General features: G+C 62.1%; 15 protein-coding genes. 9 read left to right on the top strand and 6 right to left on the bottom strand.

Translation table 11 applies throughout. From position 1 onward, the window contains the following. The first annotated feature begins 2 nt into the window (after positions 1–2). From cyoB to cyoE, 4 genes are read left to right on the top strand one after another with little or no spacing between them, the layout of a single operon-like run. Entirely contained in the window at positions 3–2,045 is a 2,043-nt protein-coding gene (gene cyoB / locus JHD59_RS15640) for a cytochrome o ubiquinol oxidase subunit I (RefSeq protein WP_103318409.1), read from the top strand. A 15-nt stretch (positions 2,046–2,060) separates the two neighbouring features. Beyond that, positions 2,061–2,672 (top strand): cytochrome o ubiquinol oxidase subunit III, encoded by a 612-nt coding sequence (gene cyoC, locus JHD59_RS15635; RefSeq protein WP_103318407.1) that lies wholly within the window; start codon positions 2,061–2,063, stop codon positions 2,670–2,672. Continuing rightward, positions 2,672–2,998, top strand: a complete 327-nt coding sequence (gene cyoD / locus JHD59_RS15630) for a cytochrome o ubiquinol oxidase subunit IV (RefSeq protein ID WP_071108963.1) — start codon at positions 2,672–2,674, stop codon at positions 2,996–2,998. The genes cyoC and cyoD overlap by 1 nt, the downstream gene beginning before the upstream one ends. A 22-nt stretch (positions 2,999–3,020) precedes the next feature. Continuing rightward, complete coding sequence (cyoE, locus tag JHD59_RS15625; RefSeq protein WP_199154909.1) at positions 3,021–3,932, top strand: heme o synthase; 912 nt, start codon at positions 3,021–3,023, stop codon at positions 3,930–3,932. 74 nt (positions 3,933–4,006) lie between these two features. Here the strand turns inward: cyoE and JHD59_RS15620 are convergent, their stop codons facing one another. After that, complete coding sequence (locus tag JHD59_RS15620; protein WP_199154908.1) at positions 4,007–4,492, bottom strand: DUF2938 domain-containing protein; 486 nt, start codon at positions 4,490–4,492, stop codon at positions 4,007–4,009. 166 nt (positions 4,493–4,658) lie between these two features. Here JHD59_RS15620 and JHD59_RS15615 point away from each other — a divergent pair, with 166 nt between their 5' ends. Together JHD59_RS15615 and JHD59_RS15610 are read left to right on the top strand one after the other, a co-directional pair. After that, complete coding sequence (locus JHD59_RS15615) at positions 4,659–5,240, top strand: metalloregulator ArsR/SmtB family transcription factor (RefSeq protein ID WP_233164251.1); 582 nt, start codon at positions 4,659–4,661, stop codon at positions 5,238–5,240. Positions 5,241–5,275: 35 nt separating this feature from the next. Further along, positions 5,276–6,016 carry a 4'-phosphopantetheinyl transferase gene (locus JHD59_RS15610; RefSeq protein WP_199154906.1) on the top strand — a complete coding sequence of 247 codons (741 nt, stop codon included), beginning with the start codon at positions 5,276–5,278 and terminating at the stop codon, positions 6,014–6,016. An 18-nt stretch (positions 6,017–6,034) separates the two neighbouring features. On the opposite strand, the gene JHD59_RS15605 is transcribed toward JHD59_RS15610, so the two are convergent. Both JHD59_RS15605 and JHD59_RS15600 read right to left on the bottom strand, forming a co-directional pair. Next, positions 6,035–7,003: a succinylglutamate desuccinylase/aspartoacylase family protein gene (locus JHD59_RS15605; protein ID WP_199154905.1), complete on the bottom strand. Its 969-nt coding sequence runs from the start codon at positions 7,001–7,003 to the stop codon at positions 6,035–6,037. Beyond that, positions 7,000–8,592 (bottom strand): ABC transporter substrate-binding protein, encoded by a 1,593-nt coding sequence (locus JHD59_RS15600; protein ID WP_199154904.1) that lies wholly within the window; start codon positions 8,590–8,592, stop codon positions 7,000–7,002. Before JHD59_RS15600 ends, JHD59_RS15605 begins: the two co-directional genes overlap by 4 nt. Positions 8,593–8,725: 133 nt before the next feature. Here JHD59_RS15600 and JHD59_RS15595 point away from each other — a divergent pair, with 133 nt between their 5' ends. From JHD59_RS15595 to JHD59_RS15585, 3 genes are all read left to right on the top strand, one after another. Next, positions 8,726–9,337 carry a M15 family metallopeptidase gene (locus tag JHD59_RS15595; protein ID WP_199154903.1) on the top strand — a complete coding sequence of 204 codons (612 nt, stop codon included), beginning with the start codon at positions 8,726–8,728 and terminating at the stop codon, positions 9,335–9,337. Positions 9,338–9,909: 572 nt separating this feature from the next. Continuing rightward, positions 9,910–11,502, top strand: coding sequence for a BBE domain-containing protein (locus tag JHD59_RS15590; RefSeq protein ID WP_199154902.1), 1,593 nt, complete (start codon positions 9,910–9,912; stop codon positions 11,500–11,502). A gap of 100 nt (positions 11,503–11,602) precedes the next feature. Further along, entirely contained in the window at positions 11,603–11,998 is a 396-nt protein-coding gene (locus JHD59_RS15585) for a DUF4280 domain-containing protein (RefSeq protein WP_199154901.1), read from the top strand. A 36-nt stretch (positions 11,999–12,034) separates the two neighbouring features. Here the strand turns inward: JHD59_RS15585 and JHD59_RS15580 are convergent, their stop codons facing one another. The 3 genes from JHD59_RS15580 to JHD59_RS15570 form a co-directional block, all read right to left on the bottom strand. Further along, a complete protein-coding gene (locus JHD59_RS15580; protein ID WP_199154900.1) occupies positions 12,035–12,571 on the bottom strand; it encodes a toxin-antitoxin system YwqK family antitoxin in 537 nt (178 codons plus the stop codon). A gap of 4 nt (positions 12,572–12,575) precedes the next feature. Further along, positions 12,576–14,582, bottom strand: a complete 2,007-nt coding sequence (locus JHD59_RS15575; RefSeq protein WP_199154899.1) for a type VI secretion system Vgr family protein — start codon at positions 14,580–14,582, stop codon at positions 12,576–12,578. A 199-nt stretch (positions 14,583–14,781) separates the two neighbouring features. Continuing rightward, positions 14,782–15,315: a hypothetical protein gene (locus JHD59_RS15570; protein ID WP_199154898.1), complete on the bottom strand. Its 534-nt coding sequence runs from the start codon at positions 15,313–15,315 to the stop codon at positions 14,782–14,784. Positions 15,316–15,500: the final 185 nt, after the last annotated feature.

The raw sequence follows: 15,500 nt of genomic DNA, 5'->3' as shown, positions 1-15,500 counted from the left end.
TAATGTGGTTAGGTAAACTGACTCTGGACGCGATTCCGTACCATGAGCCCATCATCATGGGGGCGCTGGGCGGCGCCGGCCTGATCGGGCTGATGCTGTTCGCGCTCATCACCAAGTTCGGCAAGTGGGGCTATCTCTGGAATGAGTGGCTGACCTCGGTCGATCACAAGAAAATCGGCGTGATGTACATCATCGTCGCCATGATCATGCTGCTGCGCGGCTTCGCCGACGCGCTGATGATGCGTACCCAGCTGGCCGTCGCCACCGGCGGCAGCCACGGCATCTTCCCGCCGGAACACTACGATCAGATCTTCACCGCCCACGGCGTGATCATGATCATCTTCATGGCGATGCCGTTCATGACCGGCCTGATGAACATCGTGGTGCCGCTGCAAATCGGCGCGCGCGACGTGGCCTTCCCCTTCCTGAACTCGCTGAGCTTCTGGCTGCTGGTGTCCGCCGTGATCCTGGTCAACCTGTCGCTGGGCGTGGGCAACTTCGCCCGCACCGGCTGGGTGGCCTATCCGCCGCTGGCCGAGCTGGGCTTCAGCCCGGACGTGGGGGTGGATTACTACATCTGGGCCTTGCAGTTGTCAGGCTTAGGGACGACGCTGACGGCCATCAACTTCCTGGTGACCGTGATCAAGATGCGCGCCCCGGGCATGAAGCTGATGGAAATGCCGATCTTCACCTGGACCTGCACCTGGGCCAACGTGCTGATCGCCACCTCCTTCCCGATCCTGACCGGCGCCTTGGCCATGCTGACGCTGGACCGCTACCTGGACTTCCACTTCTTCACCGCGGAAGCGGGCGGCAACGCCATGATGTACCTGAACCTGTTCTGGGCCTGGGGTCACCCCGAGGTGTACATCCTGGTGCTGCCGGCGTTCGGCATCTTCTCCGAAGTGGTGTCCACCTTTGCCGGCAAGCGCCTGTTCGGCCACAAGTCCATGATCTACGCCAGCGGCGCGATCTCCATCCTGGGTTTCATGGTCTGGCTGCACCACTTCTTTACGATGGGCTCCGGCGCCAACGTGAACGCCTTCTTCGGCATCGCGACCATGATCATCTCGATCCCGACCGGCGTGAAGCTGTTCAACTGGCTGTTCACCATCTACAAGGGCCGCCTGCGCTTTGAAACCCCGATCCTGTGGACGCTGGGCTTCATGGTGACCTTCTCCATCGGCGGCATGACCGGCGTGCTGCTGGCGGTGCCGGGCGCGGACTTCGTGCTGCACAACAGCCTGTTCCTGATCGCCCACTTCCACAACACCATCATCGGCGGCGCCGTGTTCGGCTACCTGGCCGGCATGACCTTCTGGTTCCCCAAGGTGTTCGGCTTCAAGCTGGAGCCGAAGCTGGGCAAGGCATCGTTCTGGTTCTGGCAGATCGGCTTCTTCTTCGCCTTCATGCCGCTGTACGTGCTGGGCTTCATGGGCATGACCCGTCGCCTGAACTACACCACCAATCCGGCGTTTGAGCCGTGGCTGAACATCGCCTTGTTCGGCGCGCTGCTGATCGCTTGCGGCATCGGCTGCCAGTTGCTGCAGATTGTGGTCAGCGTCATCAAGCGCAAGGAACTGAAGGACGAAACCGGCGACCCGTGGAACGGCCACACTCTGGAGTGGTCCACCTCCTCCCCGGCGCCGTTCTACAACTTCGCCAAGCTGCCGCAGGTGCATGACATCGACGCCTTCACCGATATGAAGGAAAAGGGCGTGGCCTACGTTGTGCCGAAGTCGTACGAGCCTATCCACATGCCGAAGAACACCTCGGTCGGCGTCTTCATCGGCGCCTTCGCCACCGTGTTCGGTTTCGCGATGATCTGGCACATCTGGTGGCTGGCCATCGTTGGCCTGGTGGGCATTATCGGCAGCATGCTGGCCCGCGCTTACGACAACGACCTGGACTACTACGTGCAGCCGGACGAAGTGGAAGCCATCGAGCGCGCCCGCTTCGAACAGCTGGGCATCGATGTGGACAACTATACCGAGCGTGATCAGGCCAAGCCGAAAAAGGCTGCCCGTCCGACCACGACCGCGTAACAGGCTGGATCTGACATGACGACTTATGTAAACCAAGCGCATGGCGCGCATGAGGACCACGGCCACCACGACAGCAGCGAACAGACTGTCCTGGGCTTCTGGTTCTACCTGATGACCGACTGCATCCTGTTCGCGACGGCGTTCGCGGGCTATGCGGTGTTGTTCCGCAATGTGGCGGAAGGCGTGACCGGCAAGGAAATCTTCGATCTGCAATACGTGCTGGTGGAAACCGCGGCCCTGCTGCTGTCTTCCATCACCTACGGCTTTGCCATGATCGCCGGCCACAAAGGCAACAAGCCTGCGGTGCTGGGCTGGCTGGCGGTGACCTTCCTGTTCGGCGCGGCGTTTATCGGTCTGGAAATCAATGAATTCCATCACCTGATCGCCGAGGGCCACGGCCCGCAGAAGAGCGCCTTCCTGTCGGCCTTCTTCGGTCTGGTGGGCCTGCACGGCCTGCACGTGACCGCCGGCCTGATCTGGATGGGCGTGATGATGATGGAAGTGGTGAAGACTGGCCTGACCAGCCGCGCCATGACCCGCCTGAACTGCCTGTCGCTGTTCTGGCACTTCCTCGACATCGTGTGGATCTGCGTGTTCACCGTCGTCTACCTGAAAGGAGCCATGTGATGAGCCACAGCCATTCGCATGACAACGCCAGCCATATCAGCGTAAAGGGCTATCTGGTCGGCTTCGTCCTGTCCGTGATCCTGACCGTCATCCCGTTCTGGATGGTGATGGGCGGCGCCTTCACCAAGCAGGCGACCCTGATCGGCATCTTCGCCCTGGCGGTGGTGCAGATCGTGGTGCAGCTGAAGTATTTCCTGCACCTGGACTTCAGCAAGGAAGGCAAGCTCAATACCTTCTCCTTCCTGTTCACCGGCATGGTGATCGTGCTGCTGGTCGGCCTGTCGATCTGGATCATCTACTCCGCCGACGCGCTGATGATGCGCTGAGGCAGGGTTGAGGAAAGCCGATTTGAAGCTCAAACGCTATCTCCAAGTCACCAAGCCGGGCATCATCTTCGGCAACCTGATCTCGGCCGTCGGCGGTTTTCTGCTGGCGGCGCAGGGGCCGGTTGACTGGTGGCTGCTGCTGGCCACGGTGAGCGGTCTGGTGCTGGTCGTGGCCTCCGGCTGCGCCATCAACAACTGCATCGACCAGGACATCGACGCCAAGATGACCCGCACCCAGAAACGGGTGCTGGTCACCGGCGCGATGAGCACCAAGGCGGCGCTGGCCCACGGCGTCGTGCTGGGGCTGGCCGGTTTCGCCATCCTGTGGCGTTGGACCAATCCGCTGGCCTTCGGCTGCGTGCTGTTCGGCTTCGTGATCTATGTCGGCGTGTACAGCCTGTACATGAAGCGCAACTCGGTGTACGGCACCGTAGTGGGCAGCCTGTCCGGCGCGGTGCCGCCGGTGGCCGGCTACTGCGCCGTCACCGGCCGCTTCGACATGGGCGCGGCTATCCTGCTGTTGATGTTCAGCCTGTGGCAGATGCCGCACTCCTACGCGATCGCGATCTTCCGCTTCAAGGATTACGAGGCGGCGGGCATCCCGGTGCTGCCTGTGGTGCGCGGCATTTCCAGCGCCAAGCAGCAGATCGTGCTGTACATCCTGGCCTTTGCAGTGGCGACGGTGATGCTGGTGCTCGGCGGCTACGCCGGCTATGGCTATCTGGCGGTGGCCTGCGCCACCAGCCTGTGGTGGCTGAAGATGGCCTTGTCCGGCTACAAGCGGGAAACCGACGACCGGGCCTGGGCGCGCCAGGTGTTTTTCTTCTCCATCATCACCATCACCGCCTTGTCGGTGATGATGGCGGTGGATGGCAAGACGCCGGCCGATGGCCATCGGCCTATCCTGACTGCGGACGCCAGCGCGTACCGTTAAGTCTGGTTCGAGTCTGATCTTCGCAAACGGGGAGTCGCGCAAGCGGCTCCCCGTTTTGTCATCGATACGCACGATCAGCGCGCGAGCAACAGGGCGGACACGTAGAGGCCGAGACCAAAAGCGCCGTGCGCGGCCAAGCTGCGCAAGCGGGCGGCGTTGGGCTGCGACGTTTTGCTGGCGGCGATGCCGGCGCCGAGGCCGGGCTGCAGGATCAAGAACGGCGCGGCCACGCTGGCAAGGCCGAAAGCCTGCGCCGGCGGCAACGTCGGGGTATGCCGCCATTCCGGCCCGCATAGCGCAAGCAGTATGGCGGCGAAAACAACGCCAATGCCGTAGTGCAGCAGCCAGCCTAGCGGCGCTTCGCCGGAAATGGGCTCCGCTTGGGCGATATTGTCATGATGGAATCGGCCGCGCAGCAGATGACCGCCCCAGCGTCCCACCATGGCGTAATTCAACGATGGGATATGGAAAAAACGGCGCAGCACCCACGCCCACAGGTCCATGATCAGCGTCGCGCCGACGCCTAGCGCCAGCGTGTAGCAGAGGTATTCAAGGGTCATGATGGTTCCATTTTCAGTGTGTCGCGAGGCTGGAGGATGCCCTTGAGCGGGCTGAGCCTCGTCTGTTAATATCGGCAATCATTCAATAAATCTATTGAATGATTAAGTAAATGGCAAGGTCATGTCAATGTCAAAAATAAATGACGAAGATGGAATGCCGCATGCGATGGCGGATTTAGCCAAGACACTGGGCAACAGCCATCGTCTGCTGCTGTTGGAACAGATGGCCGATGGCGAGAAAACCGTCGAGGCCTTGTCTGCGCTGGCAAGTTTGTCAGTGGCGAATGCCTCGCAGCATCTGCAGTTATTGAAACGCGCCGGCTTTGCCCAGTCGCGGCGCGAGGGTAAAAACGTGCTGTACCGCTTGGGAAACGGGCCTATCGTGCCGCTGATGCTTGCACTGCATGCTTGCGCCGAACACAACCGTTCCGAGATGCGAGCGTTGCAGGCGGATAGCGTGTGGCAGCGGGATAAGCTGGAGGCAATCTCGCGGGAGGAATTGCTGCGGCGCATGCCGGAGATCGTGTTGCTGGATGTCCGTTCGGCTGCCGAGTTCGCCGATGGCCATCTGCCGGGCGCCATCAATATCCCATTGAGCGAGCTGGAGCAACGGCTGGCGGAACTGCCGCGCGAACAGGAAATCGTCGCTTACTGCCGCGGCAATTATTGTGCCTTGTCGGAAAAAGCGGTGGCCATTTTGCGAAGTCTGGGGCGGCAGGCCAGACAGTTGCCGGGAGGAATGAAGTGATGCAGGCGGCGGTGGGGCAGGAGATGGTATTACGCATGGACCAAACTTTGTGGCGATGGCTGCCGGATGCCCAGCACAAGCTGGCTGCCTGCTGGCTGGCCGCGCCGCATGAGCTGGCCGGGGGCGCGGGTTGCGGCATCTCGCTGGCCGCGCTGGATCGGACGCTGGCGGAGCTGGATCTGGCGGAGATCCTGCCGGCCGCGCTGGCCCGCGCCCTGCGCAAGCGGCAGTTGTCCTTCCTGGCCGGGCGGCTGTGCGCGGAGCGCGCCTTGGCGGAGTTGGGCTATTCAAACGGCGCTGTCGGCCGCACGGAGTCAGGCATGCCGCAGTGGCCTGATGGCTTGGTCGGCTCCATCACGCATCACGGCGAGGCGGCTTATGCGGTGGCGGCATTTGCCAGCGACTATGCGGCCTTGGGCATGGATAGCGAGCGGCTCGCCAGGCCGAGCGCGGCGCAGAGCATACGGTCGCTTTGCTGCACGGAGCGAGAAATACAGGCCTGGCTGGGCCAGCGGGACGATACTGTGGCGGAGACGCTGATTTTCTCGGCGAAAGAAGCCGGCTATAAAGCGATTCACCCCTTGCTGGGCCGCTTTGTCGATTTCTCCGAATTCGAGGTGCAGGCGCTGGACTGGCAAGCCGGCCGCTTGATGCTGGCGCCTACCGAGAAAAGCGGATTGCTGGGCCGCATGCGTCCTTTTCGCGTCCGCTTCCGCTGCGCCGGCGCTGAGGTGCACACCATTGTGGCGGAGCGCGACAGCTTGTTTGTCGCGTAAGTCTCGCGCCCTTGGCGCTCACCATCTGGCCGAAGGCCGCGCCAGGTAGAACCATTCTTGCCCTGGCGGCACGCCTGGGCTGGGAAATACGATGCAGCCATCATCCGGCGCCAGCAAGGCCTTGCCATCGGCGCGCACGGCGATGGTTTCGCCGCGCCGCACGGGGTCGAAGCTGGCCCAGTTGCGGACGAAACGGTCGGCGTCGTGCTGTTTGTCCACTACCTCATACAGGCTCAGCCCTTGCAGCGTTTGCCGCGCCGGCGCCGGCGAGCGGATCATGCCCAGATGCGCCAGCGTGTTGAGGGTGGCCCGATACGCCACTTCCGGCGCGGTCGGATCGTCGTGCTGGCCGCACTCCAGCGTCAGCGCCCAGCCGCCCTGGCTGCGCATGTATTCGGTGGTGCCCACGCCGTAGCGGACATCGCTGTTCAGCGCGTGTTGCCGCGCGTCGCCCAGCGGTGTCAATTTGCGTCTCTCCACACCCAATGCATAGGTGCTGAGCCAGCCATCCATGGCGCGGCTTACTCCCAAACATCGCGCCAGCGCTTCTTCCTTTGCCGCATGGGAAAACGGCTCCAGCGTGCCTGTGTTATCCGGCGGCCCCAGAAAAACGAAGGGCTGGCCCGGCGACTGAAACGAATGCAGATCAAGCAGCACTTCATGTTCGGACAGCAGCGGACATAGCCAGTTGGCGACATGATCTTCGTAGTCTTGCGGGCTGGGCTGGGGCGCGAGGTTGCGGTTCAGATTGCGCTCGCCGCCGCGTTGGCCCAACTGGTAGGCCAGAGGATTGGCCACCGGCACCAGCGTCAAGATGCCGGCGCTTAATTGCAGCGCGCCCTGTTCCAGCTCCGCCATGAGGCGGCGGATGGCGAGGGCGCCGCACACTTCATTGCCGTGCACCGCGCCGGTGACGATCAAACGCGGGCCGTCCGTCAGCGCCTGGTAGCGATGGCTGCTGAAGCTGGACGGCCAAGCGGGATTCATTTGAGCCATACGTCCTCGAAATCAAAAGAACCGTTCGGATTCATGATGAAGCCCTGCACATTGCTGCGCAGCGGAATATAGATGCGCGAATGGGCGATGGTGATCCACGGCCGCTGGTATTTGAAGATTTCCTGCGCCTTCAGATAGTAGCGCGTGCGCTGCTTTTGATCGGTGGTCTGGCGGCCCAGCTGTAGCAAGTTGTCGAATTCTGCATCGCAAAAGCGCTGGCCACCCTTGCTGACGCTGCAGGACAGGCTGTTCCACAGGAAGTCGTCCGGGTCGCCGGAATTGCTGGTCAGGCCGGACATATAGACATCGTGTTCGCCGGCGGCGGCGCGCTTCAGGTACTCGCCCCATTCGTAGCTCTGGATATTGGCTTTGACGCCTATCTTGGCCCAGTCCTGTTGAATCATCTGCGCCATCAGCTTGCCGTTGGGATTGGTGGGACGCTGCACCGGCAGCGCCCACAGATTCACCGTGAAGCCGTTGGGATAGCCGGCCTGGGCCAGCAAGGCCTTGGCTTTGGCCGGGTTGTATTCGTTGCGGGTTTTCGGGTTCCAGCTCCAGATCGACGGTGGATACGGATTGACCGCCTGGATCGCGCCGCCCTTGGGAAACATCGCCTTGAACAGCGCGTTGCGGTTGATGGCCATGTCCAGCGCCACCCGCACCTCGCGTTTGGCGAACTGCGGCCGCTTCAGGTTGTAGGCGAGATAAGAGATGTTGCTGGCACCGGTGGAGGCGATCTTGATGCGCTTGTCCGCCGCCAGCGTGTCGAGGTCCGACTCGCGCACTGCGGCCGCCACCTGGCATTCGCCGGCCTTTAGTTTCTGGATGCGAACCTGGGGATCCGCGACGATGGCGAACACCAGGCTGCGGGTTTTCTGCGCATGGCCCCAGTATTGCGGATTGGCCTCATAGCGTATGGTCGAATCTTTGGCATAGCTCTTGAAGCGGTAAGGGCCGGTGCCGATGGGCAACTGGTTGATCTGTTGCGGCTTGCCGGCTTTCAGCAATTGCTCGGCGTATTCTGACGACTGCATGCCGGCGAAGCCCATCGCAAAGAAGGTGAGGAAGGTGGCGTTGCGCTCCTTCAGCCGGATTTTCACCGTATGCTGGTCCAGTTTTTGCACCGATTCGATCATCTTGGCCAAGCCATAACCGTCCGGGCCAGTCAGCGGCGTTTTGAAGGCCTGGTTGAACGGCAGGTCCGGCCGAATCCAGCGGTTGACGGTGAACACGACGTCATCGGCGGAGAAGTCGCGCTGCGGCGTGAAATAGTCGGTCTGGTGGAAATGCACGCCGCGGCGCAGCTTGAAGGTGTATTCCAGGCCGTCGGCCGATACGGTCCAGCGCTCGGCGAGGCCGGGGCGCAGCGTCACGCCACCGCGCTGGAACTCTACCAGACCCTGGAACACTGGCTTGGTGATGTTGTAAGTGGTGGCGCTGTCCCATAGCGCGGGGTCGAAACCCTCGGGCGAGGCCTCGGCGCAGAAGACCAGCGGCTTGGCTGCCAGGGCGGAGCCAGGCAAGGCGCTGCCCAGCAGCGCGGCGAGCAAGAATGGGCGCAAAGGGCGGGGAAGAAGCATGTCCGCTTTCCTGTTCTGGTTTTGTCGGTCCGGGCTATCATGTCAGTTCAAGCCGGTATCGGATTGTCATTCGAGTATCGCATATCGCGTCCAACCGCAGGTTTGCGATGGATCATCGGAGAGAGGAGACGCCATGTCGGCGACCATCAAACTGGAAGGGCTGGATAGCTATCCGGAATATGTTCCGATAGACGGGCTGCCCGGCGTCCGCCTCGATCTGCGCTACGCCGGCTTCGACAACTTTGTCGGGCGCGATTTGTACGGCGCGGCCCCGCCGGCGCGGCTGCACCGCGACGCCGCTGCCAAACTGGCGCAGGCCGCCGTGGAGCTTGCGCGGCGGCAGGCAGGATACCGTCTGCGGATTTTCGACGCGCTGCGTCCCGGGCGGGTGCAGCGCGTGCTATGGGACATCGTCAAGGATACGCCGCAGCGGGTGTACGTGGCCGATCCGGCGCGCGGCTCCATCCATAGCTTCGGCATGGCGGTGGACCTCACCGTGGAGGACGAAGCCGGACGCGAACTCGACATGGGCACCGGCTTCGACGATTTCACCGAGCTGGCGCAGCCGCGACACGAAGCGGCGATGCGCGCCGCCGGGCGCTTGAGCGAGGCGCAATTGGCCAACCGCCTGCTGCTGCGAAACTGCATGGAGGCAGCCGGTTTCCGCGCCATCGCCACCGAGTGGTGGCATTTTGAAGCGGAAGACCGCGATTGGGTACGCGCCCATATGCGCTTGATTGAGTAAGGCGAGAGACATTTTGCCTTGACCCTGCCTTGCAGTAAGTAGGATAATTTCTCGTTTGATCAAACGCTTATGCATCGCAGCGAGCCTGGGTCGGGGTGTCGGGCAAGCCCGGCCGCGTGTCTGCCGCTGCGAAGAATTGGTTTCCCCGCATGAATCAAACGCTTGCCCCCAGCCGTTCATTACCGCAACGTAGATTGTCCGTCGCTCCCATGCTGGATGGGCGCTATGGGTCGTAAAATCCAATAAGTATCAATTGCTTGGCGTTGTTGTTTTTGCGCTGTAGCACTGTGGAATACACCAAATTAAAAAGCCGCCTTGGGATACTAAGGCGGTTTTTTCTTATTCCGGCGGGAGCCTGCGCCTGATGCCGATCCAAACCAAGCGGTTTGCCGCAGGTTTGGCGGCTTCGCACAGTCAGACTTAAGCATAAATGCATGCTTTTTTGTATTTTAATATTTTATTTGTATAAATAGAGAGCGATGCGCTTTATTAGACAGAGCGTTGGGCAAGTCCCCGCTTAGGGCATCGGCACAGTCTTGGTGATGAATATTCAAATGAAAAGGAGTGTCGACATGAAGCAAACCCCCACGCGCGGCGGGGATCAGCCGCTGATCTTGAGCGACAAGCAAGGTTTTGACCGGCGCTGGTTTGCGCCCAACCTGAAGGCCGTTTACGTGCCATCGCGCTACGAGCAAGTGGAGGAATATGTGGCCTCGGCGCTCAGCGAGTTCGGGCACGATGTGAAAATCGCCTCCGGCCGCCACTGTTACGAAAACTTCGTCTACAACGACAGCACCCGCGCCATCATCGACATGTCCGCGATCAATCAGGCCGGCTTCGACGCGGAGCGCAATGCGTATTTTGTCGACGCCGGCTGCGAAAACTGGAGCGCGTACCGCGTGCTGCTCAATCGCTATGGCAAGACCCTGCCGGCCGGTTCCTGCTATTCGGTGGGGGCGGGCGGCCATATCAGCGGCGGCGGCTATGGCCTGCTGTCGCGCTTGCATGGCCTGACGGTAGATCACCTTAGCGCCGTCGATATCGTCACCTGGGACGCGGCGCTGGGCCAGGCCAAATTACGCCATGTTTCCGAGCAAAGTAGCAGCCAAGAGGAGCGCGATTTGTTCTGGGCCTTGCGCGGCGCCGGCTGCGGCAATTTCGGCGTGATCGTGCGCTATTATTTCGCCAAGCTGCCCGACGCGCCCGACTACGCCACGCAATGGTCGTTCGCATGGGATTGGGACAAGATCGATCAAAAGACCTTTGACCGCTTGCTGGACCTGTACGCGGAAATCTGCGCGGGCATGCCCAATACCGACTTCAGCCTGTTGAAGCTCAATCATGTTTCCAACGGCCAGATCGGCCTGCTGGTGCAATTCGCCGCCTTGCCGGGCGTGAGCTTCCAGCAGCATTGCCAGCAGGTGGACGCGCGGGTGCGCGCGCTGGAAAAGCGCTTTGCCGCCATCGCGCCGGCTGCTGCCTTGCAGCGGCCCATGGGCGGCCATCCCGGCTGGATGCATACCACGCACAGCCACCTCAACCCGCAACATTTGACCTATCTGGAGGCGCTGCAAACGGTAAACGGCTCCGGCCCCAACCAGTTTGGCAAATACAAATCCGCGTATATGAACAAGGCATTCCCGTCCTGCCAGAAACACCAGATTTACACCTGGCTGCACCATCAGCCGGAAGGAATGGACAAAGACGCCTTGAAGCAAAGCCTGTTGCAGGTGGACAGCTACGGCGGCGTGATCAACGAATACAGCAGCGCCTCCACGCCGGTGCCGCAGCGCAGCTCCATCATGAAGCTGCAGTACCAAACCTACTGGAACAACGATTCCCTGCCGGGCCAGCGCCATGGCGGGTCCAGCCGCGAGCAGGCTCAGGCGCACCTGGACTGGATCAATGGCTTCTATCTGTCGGTGTATGCCGACTACGGCGGCACGCCCAATCCGCAAAACGACAAGGACGGCGTGGTGGACGGCTGCTACTACAACTACCCGGATTGCGACTTGGGCACCCATGAAAACGGCAAGATCGATCAGGCGATGGAGCTGTATTTCCAGGAAAACTACCGCCGCGCGCCGCGCAATCTGGTGCAGGTGAAGCAGCAGTGGGACCCGAAAAACTACTTCCGCCATGCGCAATCGATTCCGGTGAAGTAGCCATGCGCAGCCCGGCGCGGCCGGGCCGGGATGTCCGCCCGGCGGAGCAGGCTGGCGCCGCCTGGCGGACGCGGATGCGGCGAAACTATAGGAGCGGGTAATGGCTTGTCCGCAGGTATGCATGGGGGCGATGCTGCAATGCAGCTTCGGCGTTGCGCCGTCCAGCTTGTCGGTGCTGCCCACCGCGCGGGTGATGGCCGGCGGCAGGCCGGCGGCCACCATCATGGATCATGCGCCGCTGCTCAATGTCCTGCCGTTCGGCATGTGCAGCAGCCCAGCCAATCCCATGGTGGCGGCGGCCACGGCCGCCGCCCTGGGCGTGCTGACGCCCATGCCCTGCATCCCGGCCACCGCCGCGCCGTGGATTCCCGGCGGCGCGCCCACGGTGCTGCTGGGAGGCATGCCGGCGCTGGACGCCAATAGCACGCTGATGTGCAACTGGGGCGGGGTGATCAAGATCGCCATGCCCGGCCAGTTTACGGTGCTGGTGCCGTAAAAACCGCATTTGGTCGGACAGGAAAATCCGCCGCGTTCAGCCGGCCGCGCCGCTCAGCCTGAGCCACCACCACTTCCAGCGCGGCAGCGGCTTGCCGTCCGCGTCCAGCGGCCGGCCGTCGTCGGCGAAGCGTTGCGGCGGGCCCAGCGGCTTGCCCTTGGCAAACTCCTGTTTTTCCGCCAGCGCGCCGTTGGGGTGGAAGCGCTGTTGCGCGCCGTGCTTCAGCCCGTTTTGATAGCAGCTCAGTTCAGCCGTCTTGCCGTTTGGATACAGCGCCTGGCTCTCGCCGTGCAGCGCGCCGTCGCGGTAGTGTGCGCGGCATTGCAGCGCGCCCTCGGCGGACCAATACTGCGCCGGCCCGTGCAAGAGGCCGTTGCGGTATTGCAGCTGGGCCGCCGGCTGGCCGCCGGGGTGCAGCAAGGTGGCCGGGCCGTGCAGCTGGCCGTCCTGGTAATGCAGCCGCGCCAGCGGCGCGCCGGCCTGCTCGATACGCGCCGCGCCTTGCAGCTGCCCCTGCTGCAGCTGGCCGACGAAGCGCTGCTGGTCTTGTTGGATGTCTATCGGTTCCGCCATGGCATCAGTTCTGCTGGATCAGCCCGCCCTTGAGGGTGAGCATGCCGCCGCCGTCCACGGTTTGGCTGGCGCTGGCCTTGTTGGTCAGCGTCACCCCGGCGTCGTTGGTCAGCGTGGTGCCGGCCTTATTCGTGAGCGAGGTGCCGGCCTGGTTGGTCAGCCCGGCGCCGGCCTTGTTGCTCAGGCTGGTGCCGGCTTCGCAGCTGAGCGCGGCGTCGCTCTTGGCGCTGAAGGCGCCGCCGCTGTGCAGGGTGAGGGTGCCGCTGACCTTGATGGTGAGGTTGCCGTCCACGGTCAGCGTGTAGTCGCCGCTGACCTTGTGTTCATGATTGCCGCCGGTGCTGTGGCTCTGGTCGCCCTCCACCGCCACCGTGCGCTTGCCCTTGACCTTGAGGGTTTCATTGCCGGTTTTCACTTCCACCGTGCGGTTGCCTTTTTCAATGCTGAGGCTGTCGTTGCCCTCGCTGACGCTGCGCTTGCGCTCGTTCTTCACCACCAGGGTTTCGTCGTGGCCCACGTCGGCGTTGACGTCGTGCAGCACTTTCACGGTGTAGTCCTTCTGCGCCTGGAAGAACACTTCCTCCTTGTCCTTGCTGTCGTCGAAGCGCAATTCGTTGAAGCCGCCGCCGCCCTTGGTGGAGTTGGTCTTGAGGCCGGACTGCGCCTGCTTGGCCGGCAGCTCATACGGCAGCGCGTTGTCGCCGTTGTAGACGCAGCCGGTCACCAGCGGCTTGTCCGGGTCGCCGTCGATGAAGCTGACAATCACCTCCTGGCCGATGCGCGGGATGAACTGCATGCCAAAGCCCTTGCCGCTCCACGGCTGCATCACCCGCAGCCAGCAGGAGCTGGATTCGTCGTTCTTGCCGTCGCGGTCCCAGGGGAATTGCACTTTGACGCGGCCGTATTGATCGGTCCAGATCTCCTCGCCGGCCTTGCCCACTACCTTGGCCACCTGCGGGTGCATCACCGGCTTGGGGGTGAGCCGCGGCGGACGGTAGGGCGTGGCCTTGGGGATGGCGGTAAAGCGGTTGCGGTAATGCTGCTGGCCGGCCTCGTGGCTGACGCGGGTCACCACCCAGGCGATATTGCAGGCCGGGTCCGGGTGGCCGCTCAGGGTGAAGCAGTGGCCGGGAATCAGCCAGCGGCAGTCGCTGTCGCCCACCAGTTCCACTTCCTCGGCGCGCAGGCCGTCGCTGCGCTGCTTGGCCAGCGCGTCGCCGTCGGCCTTCTTGGCGTAGCCGCCCGGGTATTGGTAGAGATTGGGCAGGTCGGACTTGGCCAGCGCCTGCACGTACAGCGAGGCGCTGGCGGTGGTGAATTCGTAATCGCCGGCGCGGTAGCCGCCGGCCACCGCCTGGCGGCGGATGCCGGCGCCGCGCACGGCCTCCAGCTCGCGCCCGCCCACGCCCTGCGGCAGGTAGGCAAGCTTGGCGTTGTTGGGGCAGTCCGGGAAATGGCGGTTGCCGTCCGCCAGCACCAGGGTGTGCTTGCCGTCGGCGTGGGTGAAGAACCAGAAGATGCCGGCGTCTTCCAGCAGCCGCATTACAAAATTGAGATCGCTCTCGCCAAACTGCACGCAGTACTCGCGCTTGGGATAAGTCGCATCCAGCTTCAGCTGGTAGTCGCTGAAGCCGTGGCCGGCGAATACCGCTTTCACGATGTCCGGCACGCTTAGGTTTTGGAAGATGCGGTTGTTGCCGGCCAGGCTCAGCCACCACAGCCAGGGCCGCAGCGTCACGCTGTAACGGTCCGCGGTGGCGTCGCCCGGCAGCTGGCGTATCGCCGCGCACAGGCCGTCTAGCGGCCGGGTGTTGTCGTCGCGGCGCAGGCTCAGCGTCAGGTGTGAAGCCACCGCTTTGTCCAGCGTCAGCGCGCTGTCGCTGAAGCCGGCCAGGGTGAAGCTGCCCAGCGCGTTCAGCGCCTCGTCGCCGGACAGGCTGTCCGGGTACAGCGCTTTCAGCGCGGGGGCGCTGAGCGAGAGCGGGGTGGTTTTGTCGGAGGGGCGGGGCATGGTGGTTAATGGATTACGTTTGTTTTATGAGTGAAGGGGAAGCCCAACGTTGTTCCGCTTGTGATTGGTACGCGGTAAACGTTGGGCTTCATTGCATTCAGCCCAACCTACGGCCCTGCCTTTCAGCGCGCCATGGTGTGAGGCGATAAATAAATTTCTTATTTTTGATGGCTGTCGATCAGTGTCATCGATAATTTAATTAGTAGTATACGTAAGCGGCATTTGCTGTATTGATCCAAATGCTGATTCCGAGATAATAGTTTTGACGTTTCGTCCCGCCTTCCCCTGTTTCGATTACTTCATTCGGATTCCAAGACTTACCATCTACCCAGTGCATACCGGCCCACGAACTAAAATTGTGGAAAGCTTGGTCTGTTGCAAAAGCTGGATCCATCACATAATACTGGCCGGCATCACGGCGGGCCAGAAGATAATGCATGCCATCACAGGTGTTGACCAACATGAGCAACCGTGCGTCGTTGTCAAAGTCTCTTTCGCGCACGCCCCTTGGCCAACGGGTGACCCAATTGGTCCAACTCCATAATTCCTTAGAATAATTTGCCCATTCGGGAAGAAACAATTTTGGTGCTACCATTGTGATAATGGCCGAGCGGTATGGTGATTCAATGATGCTGGCGCGAAATCCAGCGTCTTTGAAATAACGAGCAATTTTGGCCGGCGAGCTGACCTCTTTGCGACTAAAGTCGCGACTAACCATGGTATAGATTGCCATTTCAAGTCCATAGTCAGGTGGGCCAGCGTGTTTGAGTTCGGCCTGTGCGACAGCAGATGCTGCAGCTCCGCAAGACTTTTCTTGGCTTTGTTTCTGTCTCTTATACACATCTCCGAGCCCACGAGACTCAAAAGAGGGGGGGGGGGGGGGGGGGGGGGGGGGGGGGGGGGGGGGGGGGGGGGGGG

It is taken from the genome of Chromobacterium sp. ASV23, from assembly GCF_016428945.1.
Lineage (GTDB): Bacteria > Pseudomonadota > Gammaproteobacteria > Burkholderiales > Chromobacteriaceae > Chromobacterium > Chromobacterium sinusclupearum.
This window is presented reverse-complemented; position numbering and strand designations above follow the sequence as displayed.